The organism is Mycobacterium sp. NGS59 (genome assembly GCF_059812345.1).
Genome location: NZ_JCALCN010000027.1, coordinates 1 through 12,652 on the forward strand (window position 1 = coordinate 1; position 12,652 = coordinate 12,652).

At 66.8% G+C, this 12,652-nt stretch carries 15 protein-coding genes; 9 read left to right on the top strand and 6 right to left on the bottom strand.

Annotated features, from left to right (window positions below; genetic code table 11):
- The 8 genes from AC5Y46_RS22185 to AC5Y46_RS22220 all read left to right on the top strand — a co-directional run.
- A partial coding sequence (locus tag AC5Y46_RS22185; protein ID WP_499993066.1) for a GatB/YqeY domain-containing protein occupies positions 1 to 213 on the top strand: 213 nt, incomplete at its 5' end.
- 34 nt (positions 214 to 247) lie between these two features.
- Complete coding sequence (locus tag AC5Y46_RS22190) at positions 248 to 1,738, top strand: HNH endonuclease signature motif containing protein (protein ID WP_499993068.1); 1,491 nt, start codon at positions 248 to 250, stop codon at positions 1,736 to 1,738.
- A gap of 41 nt (positions 1,739 to 1,779) precedes the next feature.
- Positions 1,780 to 2,766, top strand: a complete 987-nt coding sequence (locus AC5Y46_RS22195) for an LLM class F420-dependent oxidoreductase (RefSeq protein ID WP_499943326.1) — start codon at positions 1,780 to 1,782, stop codon at positions 2,764 to 2,766.
- Between the two features lie 120 nt (positions 2,767 to 2,886).
- On the top strand, positions 2,887 to 3,789 hold the full coding sequence (locus AC5Y46_RS22200; RefSeq protein WP_499943327.1) for an SRPBCC family protein: 903 nt from the start codon (positions 2,887 to 2,889) through the stop codon (positions 3,787 to 3,789).
- 3 nt (positions 3,790 to 3,792) lie between these two features.
- Positions 3,793 to 4,962 carry a zinc-dependent alcohol dehydrogenase gene (locus AC5Y46_RS22205; protein ID WP_499943328.1) on the top strand — a complete coding sequence of 390 codons (1,170 nt, stop codon included), beginning with the start codon at positions 3,793 to 3,795 and terminating at the stop codon, positions 4,960 to 4,962.
- A gap of 29 nt (positions 4,963 to 4,991) precedes the next feature.
- The gene (locus AC5Y46_RS22210; protein ID WP_499943329.1) at positions 4,992 to 5,552 is read left to right on the top strand and encodes a type 1 glutamine amidotransferase domain-containing protein; all 561 of its coding nucleotides are present in this window, start codon (positions 4,992 to 4,994) and stop codon (positions 5,550 to 5,552) included.
- A 55-nt stretch (positions 5,553 to 5,607) separates the two neighbouring features.
- Positions 5,608 to 6,300 carry a HemK2/MTQ2 family protein methyltransferase gene (locus tag AC5Y46_RS22215; RefSeq protein ID WP_499943330.1) on the top strand — a complete coding sequence of 231 codons (693 nt, stop codon included), beginning with the start codon at positions 5,608 to 5,610 and terminating at the stop codon, positions 6,298 to 6,300.
- Positions 6,297 to 6,512, top strand: coding sequence for a CDGSH iron-sulfur domain-containing protein (locus tag AC5Y46_RS22220; protein ID WP_499943331.1), 216 nt, complete (start codon positions 6,297 to 6,299; stop codon positions 6,510 to 6,512). The genes AC5Y46_RS22215 and AC5Y46_RS22220 overlap by 4 nt, the downstream gene beginning before the upstream one ends.
- On the opposite strand, the gene AC5Y46_RS22225 is transcribed toward AC5Y46_RS22220, so the two are convergent.
- Genes AC5Y46_RS22225 through AC5Y46_RS22250 form a run of 6 tightly spaced genes read right to left on the bottom strand, consistent with a single transcriptional unit; the run spans position 6,492 to position 12,060 of the window.
- Positions 6,492 to 7,502, bottom strand: coding sequence for an iron-containing redox enzyme family protein (locus AC5Y46_RS22225; protein WP_499993073.1), 1,011 nt, complete (start codon positions 7,500 to 7,502; stop codon positions 6,492 to 6,494). The two genes, AC5Y46_RS22220 and AC5Y46_RS22225, sit on opposite strands and share 21 nt — an antisense overlap.
- A gap of 26 nt (positions 7,503 to 7,528) precedes the next feature.
- Positions 7,529 to 9,742 (bottom strand): SpoIIE family protein phosphatase, encoded by a 2,214-nt coding sequence (locus tag AC5Y46_RS22230; protein WP_499993074.1) that lies wholly within the window; start codon positions 9,740 to 9,742, stop codon positions 7,529 to 7,531.
- The gene (locus tag AC5Y46_RS22235; RefSeq protein WP_499993077.1) at positions 9,739 to 10,365 is read right to left on the bottom strand and encodes a SpoIIE family protein phosphatase; all 627 of its coding nucleotides are present in this window, start codon (positions 10,363 to 10,365) and stop codon (positions 9,739 to 9,741) included. The genes AC5Y46_RS22230 and AC5Y46_RS22235 overlap by 4 nt, the downstream gene beginning before the upstream one ends.
- Positions 10,358 to 10,768: an anti-sigma regulatory factor gene (locus tag AC5Y46_RS22240; protein WP_499993079.1), complete on the bottom strand. Its 411-nt coding sequence runs from the start codon at positions 10,766 to 10,768 to the stop codon at positions 10,358 to 10,360. Before AC5Y46_RS22240 ends, AC5Y46_RS22235 begins: the two co-directional genes overlap by 8 nt.
- Positions 10,758 to 11,147, bottom strand: coding sequence for an STAS domain-containing protein (locus AC5Y46_RS22245; RefSeq protein ID WP_499943336.1), 390 nt, complete (start codon positions 11,145 to 11,147; stop codon positions 10,758 to 10,760). Before AC5Y46_RS22245 ends, AC5Y46_RS22240 begins: the two co-directional genes overlap by 11 nt.
- A 31-nt stretch (positions 11,148 to 11,178) precedes the next feature.
- A complete protein-coding gene (locus tag AC5Y46_RS22250; RefSeq protein WP_499943337.1) occupies positions 11,179 to 12,060 on the bottom strand; it encodes an STAS domain-containing protein in 882 nt (293 codons plus the stop codon).
- 147 nt (positions 12,061 to 12,207) lie between these two features.
- Between AC5Y46_RS22250 and AC5Y46_RS22255 the strand changes: the two genes are divergently transcribed.
- Positions 12,208 to 12,576, top strand: a complete 369-nt coding sequence (locus tag AC5Y46_RS22255; RefSeq protein WP_499943338.1) for an STAS domain-containing protein — start codon at positions 12,208 to 12,210, stop codon at positions 12,574 to 12,576.
- Positions 12,577 to 12,652: the final 76 nt, after the last annotated feature.

The following is a 12,652-nucleotide window of genomic DNA, read 5'->3' on the forward strand; positions in this document are numbered from 1 at the left end:
GAGGCCAGGATCATCGACGAATATCTGCCGACACCGCTCACCGATGCCGAGGTGGCCGATGTTGTCGACACCGCGATCGCGCAGGTGGCTGAGGACATCGGGCAGCGTCCCTCCATGAAGCAGATGGGCTTGGTGATGAAGGTCGCCACCGGCATCGCCGAGGGGAAGGCCGACGGATCCCGCCTGTCAGCGGCGGTCAAAGAGCGGCTCTGACGGGTTGTCACCGCCCCGTGGCATAATCGAAAGTATGTTCGATACAGCCGCGAACGACGAGTACTGGGAGGGCAGGCACCCCTCCACCACCGCGGTGTCGACCGGATTGATCGACGGGATCCGGGCGGACGCGGTGGCCGAGAACCGGGCGGCGGCCGCGCAACTGGTCAAGATCGGGGAGTTGTTCGCGCATCGGTTGTCGCGGTGTTCGGATACCGAGCAGTGGTGTGTCGACACGATGGACGCGGTGGCGGCGGAGGTGGCGGCCGCGTTGCGGATCGGTCATGGCCTGGCGATGAGTCAGTTGCACGTCGCTCGGGCGATGCGCGAGCGGCTGCCCAGGGTTGGCGAGGTGTTCTGCGCTGGCGACATCGACGGCTCGACGTTCCGCACGATCGTGTTCCGCACCGATCTGATCGAAGACCCGGAGGTGTTGGCCCGGGTCGATGAGTTGATCGCAGTCAACGTGACGCGCTGGCCTTCGCTGAGTCGCGGGCGGCTGGCGGGTCAGGTGGATCGGATCGTGGCGCGCGCGGACGCCGACGCGGTGCGCCGACGCAAGGAGCGCCGGCAGGGCCGGGAGGTGACGATCTGGGACGACTCCGAGGGCTTGTCGCACATCGAAGGCACCCTGTCGACTCCTGATGGGCATGCCCTGGACCGGTGTTTGACGGCGCTGGCGGCCACGGTGTGCCCACACGACCCGCGTACCGCGGCTCAGCGCCGTGCCGATGCGCTGGGAGCACTGGCGGCCCGGGCAGAGCGTCTGGGCTGTCGCTGCGAACGCCCGGACTGTACGGCCGGTGCCCGTGCGCCGGTGTCGCCGGTGGTGATTCACGTGATCGCCGAACAGGCCAGCCTGCACGGCAACGGCGGTGCGCCCGGCTCCGAGGTGGCAACCAACGGGTTGATAACTCCCGATCTGATTGCCGAGCTGGCCCGCTCGGCCAAGTTGGTGCCGCTGGCAAACCCCGGCTGGGCCGCACCCGAACCCCACTACACCCCGTCCAAAGCCCTGGCTGACTTCGTCCGCTGCCGGGACCTGACGTGCCGCTGGCCGGGTTGCGATGTGCCCGCGGCGCGCTGCGATTTGGAACACACGGTTCCCTACGCGGCGGGCGGACCCACGCACGCGGCGAATATCAAGTGCTATTGCCGTACGCATCATTTGATGAAGACGTTCTGGGGCTGGACTGAAAAGCAACTGGCCGACGGCACCCTGATCCTGACCTCCCCGGCCGGAGACACCTACGTCACCACCCCTGGCAGCGCGCTGCTGTTTCCGAGTCTGTGTGCCGCGGTCGGCGGCATGCCCGCCCCCGAAACCCCACCACCGGCCGACTACTGCGCCGAGCGCAGCGCGATGATGCCCAAGCGCCGCCGCACCCGCGCTCAGGACCGTGCCCAGCGCGTCAAGGCGGAACGTCGGCACAACCGTGCAGCCCGGATGACGCGGCGAGCCGAGCCCGTCAGCTCCAGCAGCCCCGCACCGCCCAGCCCCGAGGACGAGCCCCCACCGTTCTGACGCCGTCGTTTGCGTTCAGTGGCCAGGGGTATCCGAAAGGTATGGCACGGTTCGGCTATACCTTGATGACAGAGCAATGTGGCCCCAAAGACCTTGTGCGCGACGCGGTTTCGGCCGAGCAGCGAGGCTTCGACTTCGAAGTCTGCAGTGATCACTTCTCCCCGTGGCTGGCCACGCAGGGGCACGCCCCGAATGCGTGGGCGGTGTTGGGCGCGGTCGCGCACGCCACCGAGCGAGTGGACCTCTACTCCTATGTGACGTGCCCGACGATGCGGTATCACCCGGTCATCGTGGCGCAGCAGGCCGCGACCGTGCAGATCCTGGCCGACGGACGTTTCACGCTCGGCCTCGGTAGCGGCGAGAACCTCAACGAACACGTGGTCGGCAAAGGCTGGCCGACCATCGAACGCCGGCAGGACATGCTGCGCGAAGCCATCAAGATCATCCGCGAGTTGTTCGGCGGGCAACTCGTCGACTGGCGTGGCGATTATTTCCAGGTCGACTCCGCGCGCCTGTGGGACGTGCCCGACGTCCTGCCCGGCATCGCGGTCGCGCTCACCGGGGCGCGAGGTGTCGAGAAGCTCGGCAAGCTGGCCGACCACCTGGTAGCGGTGCAACCCGACAACGAGCTGGTCGACGCCTGGCACGTGGCGCGCCAGAGCGGCGGGTGGCCCGGTGCGGGCCGGGTGATCGGCCAGATACCGATCTGCTGGGATCCCGACCGCGACACCGCCGTCGAGCGTGCGCACGATCAGTTCCGCTGGTTCGCCGGCGGCTGGTCGGTCAACGCCGACCTGCCGACACCGGCAGGTTTCGCCGGCGCGACGCAGTTCGTCCGACCCGAAGACGTGGCCGACAGCATTGCGTGTGGTCCCGACCTGGATGCCATTGTCGAAGCCGTCAAGCCCTACTGGGAAGCCGGCTTCAGTGACATCGCGCTCATCCAGATCGGGGGCGAAACTCAGCAGCAATTCCTCGAACAAGCAGCCGAACCGCTCCTCGAGGCGTTGCGCGCGGCTTCCGCCTGAGCCGCGTGCGTGCAGGTTTGGGTGCTAACTGCCGGGGTATGGCTGCGATAGCGGGTCGGATCCGCTACCGGATCTGGACGAGGGGTTGTTGCGATGAGTGAGTCCGAGGCAAACACAACTATGACTCTGGTGAAAGGCCTCGGCGTAGCCAGCCTGGGACTGGGTCTTTCGGAGATTGTGGCGCCCGGCGGGGTCGCCGCGCTGGCCGGTGTCGATGAGACGCAACGCTCCCGCACCGTCATTCGCGCCCTGGGTCTGCGCGAATGCGCCCACGGCGCAGCGCTTTTGCTCGGTTCGGAGAAATTGGTGTGGACCCGGGTGGCCGGTGACGTGCTGGACGTCGCCGCGCTCGCTGTCGGTGTCGCGAAGCGCGGGCCGGGCCGACGCCGGCGTGGGCTCATTTCGGCTGCCGCACTTACGGTTATCGGCGGACTCGACCTCTACGCCGCGCTGCGCACCACCGGCGGCGCAGGACCGCGGCACGCCAGCGCGCAGCGGAACGAAACGTTGCGTGCGGCCGTGACCATTCAGCGGCCGCCGGACGACGTCTACAACTACTGGCGGGATCTGGAGAAGCTACCCAGCTTCATGCATCACCTGCAGTCCGTTGTCGTCGACGGAAACGGCCGGTCGCGCTGGACCGCCAACGCCCCTGTGGGACAACCTATTCGCTGGGACGCGCAGATTGTCGAGGACGAGCCCGGCAGGCGGATCGCGTGGCAGTCGTTGCCGGGCTCGGGAATTGCCAACAGCGGACGCGTCGAGTTCACCCCGGACAACACCGGCAAGGGCACCGAAGTCCGGGTCACCATCGGTTATCAGATCCCGGGCGGGGCCGTGGCGAAAGCGGCGGCGACCCTGCTGGGGGAGTCTCCCGACCAGCAGGTCAACGACGACCTGCGCCGCTTCAAGCAGATCATGGAAACCGGCCAGGTGATGCGTTCGGACGGCTCGCCGGACGGTGTAGTCGCCTTCCGGCAGATGCATCAGCAATCCGCGCAACCGGCAGGCCAAGGAGGCTGAACGATGAAGGCAACTGTCTGGGCCGGCCGCAACAGCGTTGAGGTGCAATCGGTCCCGGATCCGAAGATCCTCAACGACCGTGACGCGATCGTCAAAGTCACCTCGACCGCGATCTGTGGCTCCGACCTGCACCTCTACGACGGATACATTCCCACCGTCAAGCACGGTGACGTGCTGGGCCACGAATTCATGGGCGAGGTCGTCGAAGTCGGCAAAAACGTGCACAACCTGGCCGTGGGTGACCGCGTGGTGGTGCCGTTCCCGATCGCGTGCGGATCCTGCTCGGCCTGTGACCGCGACCTGTACTCGCTGTGCGAGAACTCCAACCCCAACGCCGGCATGGTCGAAAAGCTGATGGGCCATTCTCCCGCCGGGCTGTTCGGCTACTCGCACATGATGGGCGGATTCGCCGGCGGGCAGGCCGAATACGCCCGGGTGCCGTTCGCCGACGTGGGACCGTTGAAGATCGAGGACGACCTGACCGACGACCAGGTGCTGTTCCTTTCCGACATCTTGCCCACGGGCTACATGGGCGCCGAGATGTGCGACATCAAGTCCACCGACGTGGTGGCGGTATGGGGCGCCGGGCCGGTGGGCCTGTTCGCGGTGGTCAGCGCGCTGCTGCTCGGAGCGTCGAAAGTCATTGCCATCGACCAGGTTCCGTACCGGCTCGAGCTGGCCCGGAAGCTGGGCGCCAGCACCCTCAATTTCGCCGAGACATCGGTACTCGACGAGTTGCGCGACATCACGGCCGGCCGCGGACCCGACCACTGCATCGACGCGGTCGGCCTGGAAGCGCGCAACGGCTCCACCCTGGTGGACGCCTACGACCGGGTCAAGCAGGCGGCGCGGCTGGAAACCGAACGGCCGCACGCACTTCGGGAAGCTGCCTTGAGTTGCCGTAACGGCGGAACGATCTCCATCGTCGGGGTGTACGGCGGGTTGATGGACAAGTTCCCGATCGGCGCCATCATGAACCGGTCGCTGACCATCAAGGCCGGGCAATGCCACGTGCACCGGTACATGCGACCGTTGCTGGAGCGGATCCGCAGTGGCGAGATCGACCCGACGATGATCATCAGCCACCACCTTCCGCTCGACCAGTCGTCCCATGGATACGAGATCTTCAAGCACAAGCAGGACGGCTGCACCAAGGTTGTCCTCAATCCGTAGCGGAAAATCCCCGAAGAGGAGTAGTGACGATGTCAAATGAGTTGGACGGCAAGCGGATTGCGTTTCTGGCCGCCGACGGGGTGGAGAAGGTCGAGCTCGAAGAACCCCGCAAGGCTCTGCAGGACGCCGGCGCCCAGACCGACCTGCTGTCGCTGAAGGACGGTGAGATCGAGGCCCGCAATCACGACCTCGAGCCGGCCGGGACTTTCGAAGTGGACCGAAAGGTAGCCGAGGTGTCGGTGGACGAGTATGACGGGCTGATCCTGCCCGGTGGCACGGTCAACCCCGACAAGCTGCGCCTGGACAAGGACGCCGTGGCGTTCGTCCGTGATTTCGTCGATTCCGGGAAACTGGTCGCCGCGATCTGTCACGGTCCCTGGACGCTGGTGGAAGCCGGCGTGGTCGCCGGACGCAAGCTGACGTCGTATCCCAGCATTCGTACCGATCTGCGCAACGCCGGTGCCCGGGTGGTCGACGAAGAAGTGGTGGTGGACGGCAATATCGTCACCAGCCGCTCGCCCAAGGACCTTTCGGCGTTTTGTGAGACGGTCGTCCAGAAGCTGGGTCAAGCAGCGGCGCGCACCTCTTAACCCAGCAGATAGGCCAAGAGGTTTAACATAATCGTCTGCGGGCATTAATCAGGCCATGACAAGCACGTTGCCGGCTTCGGATGCGGATCCGATCGCAGAACGCGTTTACCAGCCACAACACGATTCTCACTTGCTCGTCGACACCATGCGGTGGACAGGTCTGATCCGGCATCGCCGAGTGCTGGACCTGTGCACCGGATCCGGGTTCGTCGCCATATCGGCAGCCGAAATGGGTTGCGCAAGTGTCACAGCATTCGACATCTGCCCGCACGCCGTCAGCTGTTCCCAGGACAACGCCGCCGGCGCCGGGGTCGAGGTGGATGTGCGCCACGGCTCGTGGATCGACGCACTCGAGTGCGGCTCGTTCGACGTCGTGGTCTCCAATCCTCCTTACGTGCCAACGCCGCCCGTCGACGACACCGAACACATCCCGGCCGCGGCCGGCCCGTCCTGGGCGTGGAACGCCGGGATAGACGGTCGGCAGACTCTCGATCCGCTGTGTGAATCGGCGTCAAAGTTGTTGTGCAACGGCGGATCTCTGTTGTTGGTGCACTCGGCGCTGGCTGGAGTGCAGCGGTCGCTGGACCAGCTGCGCGCCAGCGGCATGGACGCCGACGTCGTTGCCAGTCAACTGATCCCGTTCGGGCCGGTGCTCACGGCACGGGCAGAATGGCTCGAGGAGATCGGCCTGATCCCCCCGGGTCGTCGGGAAGAGGAAATCGTCGTGATCCGAGCAGACAAGCCGTGAGTACCACCCGGGTGCAGGTGATTCCCAATGGCCCGGTGCTGGTTTCCGGGCCGGTGCGCATCGAGATGCCCGACGGCGAGGTCGTGGAGTCGGACCGGTTCATGGTGGCGGTCTGCACGTGTCGCCGCAGCCAGGACTATCCGCTGTGCGACACCAGTCACCGCCGGTGCCGGCCGGCCAAAGTCAAGCAGCTAACCGAGCGGCCGGCGTAGCGACGACTCGCCCCGTTGCCACGCCGCCATGATGGCGTCGGCCAGGCGGTCTTCCACAGCGGCGTTGGCGCGCATGCCGAAGACGACGTCGCAGTCCAGATGTGGCTCGCGGGCAACCAGGTCCCCGACGACATCCAAGCGCACCACGTGCTCGTGCACGGCGTCGGCTTCCACATGCTCGCGGTAGAACTCCACGCACGCGGCCGGGGCCTGCATGCGGCGCAGCGCATCGACCATGCGCTTGGAACCCGGTGGTGAGGTGATCTCGGTCGCCGCGAAATGTCCCACCGCCGCGCCCCGCAACCGCCGGTGCAGACCGAACATGGACATCAGGTTCACCACCGCCAGCGATTCGGCGGGCACCGCATCCAGATAGCCCAGATACGTCGAGTCCAGATCGGCGGCATCCAACAGGTCGGCAAACAGTTGCTGGTGCATCGCCGGACCCCGCCCGGCGCCGTACTCGTCGAACTCGACGGCGACGAACGCGGCCTTGGCGGTCCCCGTCAACCGAGGAATGGCGAAGGCGTGCGGGTCGCCCTCCTTGAGGTGGTAGAGCGAGCGGTGCACGAAGTACTCGCGCATCTGCTCCCACGTCCCGCCGTCACGCAGGTGATACGACAACCCGGTGCCGTCCTTGGGTTCGATTGCGAGCGCGTCCATTTCGGCGTCGGCGGTGTCACCGGGCTCGATGGGACCCACATCGCGGCGGACTCCTGCCAGAAAGGCCCGCTCTAACTCGGCACGAAATCCCAGCAGCCCCGGATTCCACTCCCAGCCCGGGTCCACCGAGGCGAAACCGCGGTAGTGCAGCTCGTAGCACATGTACAGCGCCAGCTGCAGGTCCAGGCCGAACGGGTCGGAATCGCGCACCGACGCGCTGATCCGCCCGGTCTGCTCGCGCGAGGGCGGCGCCGTCAGCGTACGGCGCACCGCCGTCGACAACGGTCCGTGGGCCGCCGGCAGGGCAGGCTCGACGGATATCGACATGTGAGTCACACCGATGTTTTACCCCGCTATCGATCCGGCAAACGGAAGACGATGTCGATGCTGGTCCCGGCGGGGCTCTCGTCGACGTCCATCGACTCGCTCATGGCCCTCATCAGCAGCAGGCCACGCCCGCCGTTGCCCGGGTCGGCGGCCGGGGGCTTCCAGCGTCCGGAGTCGGCGATATGCGCCCGGATCACGCCCTCGTCGGCCTGCATGTGCAGCCGCATCGTCCCCGCCTGTTGTCCGGCGTAGGCGTGCTCGACGCAGTTGGTGCATGCCTCGCTCACCACCAGCACGATGTCGGTGGCCAGGTCCGCCGGGACCTGCGCGGCCCGCAGCCAGGAAGTCAGCTGCCGCCGCAGCGGGGCCAGTTTGTCCGGGGTGGCTTCGGATTCGACGTGCAGCGGGGCCAACTGGTGGCGGTACACCACCATCGCGACGTCGTCGTCGTAACCCGCTTGCGGGGCAAGCCTTTCCAGCACGGTGTCGGCGACCACGCCGATCGGCAGATGCGCCGACTCGGTCAGCACGTCGGCGACCCGCCCCAGTCCCTCGTCGATCGACTCGTGCCGGCGCTCGACCAAGCCGTCGGTGAACAGCATCAACGTCGAGCCCGGCGGCAGCACCTCGGCGGCCTGCGGACGAGTAGTGTTGCGGCGCACCGCCAATGGCACCGACCGCGCGTCGGTCAGCATCTTCGGCACCGAATCGGGCTGGGTGTTGACCAGGACGGCGGGCATGTGGCCGGCGTTGCTGTACTCCAGCACACCGGATTCGGTGTCCAGAATCGCCAGGAAAACCGTCGTGCAGTAGGCATCCGGAATCATCGACGCGGCCGCGTCGAGTTGTTCGAGCAACACGGCCGGTCTGGCGCCGGTGATCAGCAGGGCCCGCGAAGAACTGCGCAGTTGGCCCATGATCGCGGCGGCCGGCAAACCGCGGCCCACGCAGTCGCCCACGACGATCCCGATGCGGCGGTCGTCGATCGGGATGACGTCGTACCAGTCGCCGCTGATCTCCAGCGGTTCGACGGCGGGTTCGTACCGCACCGCGAAACCCGGTGGCGGCTGCATCGGCGGCAACATGGCGCGCTGCAGGGTCAGCGACGTTTCGCGGGCGTTCTCGAACTGGCGGACATGCTGGATGGCCAGGCTGAGATGACCGATCAAGACGGTCACCAGCAGCCGATCCTCGGCGCTGACCCAGCGTGGGGTCCGCAGCTCCAGCCACAGCGCGACGTCGCCGGTGCCGGAGAGCATCACCACCAGTCCGCGCGCCTTGCCCGGGGCGTCCGGCCACTCGACCGTCTTCGCGGTCAGCGGCAGCTGGTGACGGGCGTCGGTGAACGTGCGGCGAAGCGTCGGATCCATTGCGCGCCAGCTGGTTTCGGTGGGCTCGCCAGCCACCTGGACGGTTGGCTCGCCATCTCCGGACGGCCACATCACCGCCACCACACGCTGCACGTCGACCGCCGTACGGCACTCGTGGAGGGTGATCGCCAATACCTCGGCCACGCTCTTGGCCACCGCCACCGATGTGGCCAGCCGCAGCACCGCACCTTCCCGCGCCGCGAAGGCACGCTCGGCGGTGACGTCGCGGACGGTGCCCACATAGACGTCACCTTCGCCGACGGGACCGCGAACGGCATTGATACTGACCGCGATCCAAGCCAGATGACCGTCGGAATGGCGGACCGGAATCTCGTAGTCGGCGCTGCCTTCCCGGCGGACCCGCTGTTGCTCCTCGTAGGTGCCCTGCTTGTCGACCAGCCAGGGCTGCGGCCACCGATACGGCAGACCCTCGGCGCCGTAGCCGAGGATCTCGGCGAAGGCGTTGTTGACCTCGATCACCGCGCCGTCCTGGTCGGCGACGAAGAAGCCCTCCTGCAGCGAGTTGACCAGCGCGGTACGAAACTTGTCGCGGTCGGCCAGGTCCTGCGCGCGGGCCCGCTCCTGCGCGTATTTCCTGGTGCCGTCCAGGAACCCGCGAGTTGCGACATCCAGCGGAGCCAGCGTCTGCAGCAAGAATTCCAGGGCAGGCGCCCGGTCGGCGGTCGCGTCCCCGGGCAGTTCGTCGAGCAGCCAGAACGTGTTCTCGATGATGTCGAGCATGCTGATCTGTTCCTGCAGCGCCCGGCGGCCGAGTTCGTGCCCCACGGCCAGGACGTCCTCGTCTCGCGCGTCGACGTAGCGGCGCAGCGCGGCCAGGTATTGGGATTGGAAGTCGTTCGGCGAGCTCATGACAGCATGCCCCGGTGGCGGGCGGCGAGCACCATCGCGTCGTCGGATTCCTTGGCGTGCTTGGTCAGGATCTGCTCGGCGATGTCCTTGGCCGAGGCGGCGAAGTCGATGTGGTCCAGGTGATCTTTGGCGATGCCGTCGCTGCTGATCACCAGCAGATCCCCGGTGCGGATCGAAACCACTTGCGCGGGCCGGGTTTCCGGTATCCGGTAGCCGACGATGCCGCCGGTCAGGCGTGCGCTGCACCGGATCTGGATGCCGCTGGCGCTCTTGGCGACCAGGTTGGCGACGACGTTGCCGATCCCCGTCCAGCTCAGTTTGCCGGTCTGGAAGTCGATCCGGGCCAGGGTCATCGCGACGCCGCGGCTTCCGCTCAGCACCCGGTGGCAGAGCTGGACCAGAACCTCGAGGCGTTCGCCCCGCGCGCCCTGCAGCGCGTCGACGGCGGCCAGTGCGGCACTTGCGGCGTCGGGGCCGTGACCCAGGCCGTCCAACACCCCGAACAAGGCATGGTCACCGTCGATGCCGACGGCCAGGGCCTGATCGCCGCAGAGTTGTTCGCCCGGACGTGAGCGACTCGCCGTCGCCCACTCGATCGGCCCGAGCCGGCCGTTCTCACGCACGAGCGGGAACCCATTTCCACATCTCGATGACCGTGCCGCGGCCGAGCGCGGACTCCACAATCAACCGATCCATCAACCGGCGGGCACCCGGCAGGCCCATCCCCAGGCCGCGTCCGGTGGTGTAGCCGTCCTCCATGGCGCGGTCGATGTCGGCGATACCGGGCCCGTCGTCCTCGGCACGGACCACCAGCGCCCGGCGGCCCTCGCGGTCGTCGACACCGACCTGGACCTCGCCGCGACCGGCGTAGCTGGTGATGTTGCGGGCGATCTCGGAGATCGCGGTGGCGATCATGGTGACGTCGGTCAGCGAGAATCCGAGGTCGATGGCGAGCTGGTGACCGGCTTTGCGGGCGGCGACGATGTCGTCGGATGTGTTGATGGCGACCACGGTCTCACCCGCCACCGTCGCGCCCGATCGTTGATCTGTGCAGACCCAACTGTCTATGCAGCAGCGCGATGCCCTCTTCGAGGTCGAGCGCGGTGCTCATATCGTCGAAGGCCAGCCCGAGCTGCACCATGGCGAAGGCGACCTCGGGCTGCAGGCCCACGATCACGGTGGTGGCTCCACGCAGCCGGGTCATGTGGGCGATCGTCCGCAGCGAGCGTGCCGCGAACGAGTCCATCACGTCGATGGCGGTGACGTCGACGACGATCCCCTGGGCGCGGAAACGGCTGACCCGCTCCATCAGGTCTTCGCGCAGGCGCTCGGTATCGGAGTCGGTCAGGGCGGCCTGAACGGTCGCGATCAGAATCGCGCCCTGTTTCAGAATCGGTACTGGCATGGGTTGGTCTTGGTCCTAGTAGCGCTCGGCCTCAGTCGCCGGTGCGGGTCACTTCGTAGCCGAGCAGCCGCTCGGCTTCCTCGATACCGCCCTGCAGGTCGCCGACCGCGTTCATCTTGGACAGGTCCAAGCCGATCGTCACCAGCGTCAGGGCGATCTCCGACGACAGTCCGGTGATGATGACGCTGGCGCCCATCAAGCCGGACGCGTCGACCGTCTGCACCAGGTGGTTGGCCACGGTCGAGTCGATGGTGGGGACACCGGTGATGTCGATCACGACGACCTTGGCGCGATTGGCGCGGATGGCCCGCAACAGCTGCTCGGTGACCTGCCGGGCGCGTTGACTGTCCAGCACACCGATGATCGGCAGAATCAGCAGCTGCTCCCGCACCTGCAGCACCGGCGTGGACAGCTCCCGGATCGCTTCCTGCTGCTGGCGGATGATGCGCTCGCGCTCCTGGACGAAGCTGACGCCCACGGTGTTGGCAATGCGGTTGGCCGCCGGTTCGTAGGCGTCCAGCACCCGGTTCAGCATGTCGAACTCGGCCTGGTACTTCTCGAACAGCGAGCGTGCCAGCACGTCGCGCAGCAGCAGCACGATGCCGAGCACCTCGTCGGTCTCCACCCCCCGCGGAATGATGCGCTCGGAGAGGTCGCGGGCGTAATCCTGCAGCGCTTCGACGCTACCGGTCTCGAGCACCTCGACGTAGTTGTCGTAGACGGCGGTCGCCTCGGAGAAGATCTCCTCCGGCGTCATCGCGGTCAACAGTTCGGCCTCGGTGATCCGGCGCGCCCATTCCTCGCGCAGCGCGGTCCGGTTTCGCCTCAGATGCTGCACCAGCTGCGGCAGCAAACCTTCACTCGAGACGCTCCCGGTGGCGTTGCCGGTGGAATCTGTCGACAAATCGGACATCTGTCCCTCCAAGGCCAGCCGAGCGCGGGTGCTATGGGGAGACTAGCTTGGGGGGTCAGGTAGAGCGTGTTGAGGTCTTCATCTTCTCGCGGTAAGCGCAGCGGGTTAGGCTTGCACCACACCGAAGGCCCGGACAAAGGATCGCCATTGTCAGCTCCTGATTCGATCACTGCCACGGTCTCCGACCACGACGGGGTAGTCGTGCTCAGCATCGGCGGCGAAATCGACTTGGTTACTGCGCCGGCCCTGGAGGAAGCAATCGGCGGCGTGGTCGCCGACGGTCCGGCAGCGCTGGTCATCGACCTTTCCTCAGTCGACTTCCTGGGTTCGGTGGGCTTGAAGATCCTGGCCTCGACCTACGAGAAACTCGGCGACGCCGCGGAGTTCGGTGTGGTGGCCCACGGCCCGGCGACCAGACGGCCGATCCACCTGACCGGCCTGGACAAGACGTTCCCGCTGTACCCCACCCTCGACGACGCCTTGACCGGCGCGCGGGACGGCAAGCTCAACCGGTAGCTACCGCATTCGGGCCAGCTGAGATAACGGTTGTGTCACGAATTCAGGTCACGATCTCTTAAGAAGACGCGGCCGT

Excerpts from the sequence above, each read along its gene's own strand:
- AC5Y46_RS22190 (WP_499993068.1), top strand. The coding sequence starts at position 248 with ATGTTCGATACAGCCGCGAACGACGAGTACTGGGAGGGCAGGCACCCC.
- AC5Y46_RS22195 (WP_499943326.1), top strand. The coding sequence starts at position 1,780 with ATGGCACGGTTCGGCTATACCTTGATGACAGAGCAATGTGGCCCCAAA.
- AC5Y46_RS22200 (WP_499943327.1), top strand. The coding sequence starts at position 2,887 with ATGACTCTGGTGAAAGGCCTCGGCGTAGCCAGCCTGGGACTGGGTCTT.
- AC5Y46_RS22205 (WP_499943328.1), top strand. The coding sequence starts at position 3,793 with ATGAAGGCAACTGTCTGGGCCGGCCGCAACAGCGTTGAGGTGCAATCG.
- AC5Y46_RS22210 (WP_499943329.1), top strand. The coding sequence starts at position 4,992 with ATGTCAAATGAGTTGGACGGCAAGCGGATTGCGTTTCTGGCCGCCGAC.
- AC5Y46_RS22215 (WP_499943330.1), top strand. The coding sequence starts at position 5,608 with ATGACAAGCACGTTGCCGGCTTCGGATGCGGATCCGATCGCAGAACGC.
- AC5Y46_RS22225 (WP_499993073.1), bottom strand. The coding sequence starts at position 7,502 with ATGTCGATATCCGTCGAGCCTGCCCTGCCGGCGGCCCACGGACCGTTG.
- AC5Y46_RS22230 (WP_499993074.1), bottom strand. The coding sequence starts at position 9,742 with ATGAGCTCGCCGAACGACTTCCAATCCCAATACCTGGCCGCGCTGCGC.
- AC5Y46_RS22245 (WP_499943336.1), bottom strand. The coding sequence starts at position 11,147 with ATGCCAGTACCGATTCTGAAACAGGGCGCGATTCTGATCGCGACCGTT.
- AC5Y46_RS22250 (WP_499943337.1), bottom strand. The coding sequence starts at position 12,060 with ATGTCCGATTTGTCGACAGATTCCACCGGCAACGCCACCGGGAGCGTC.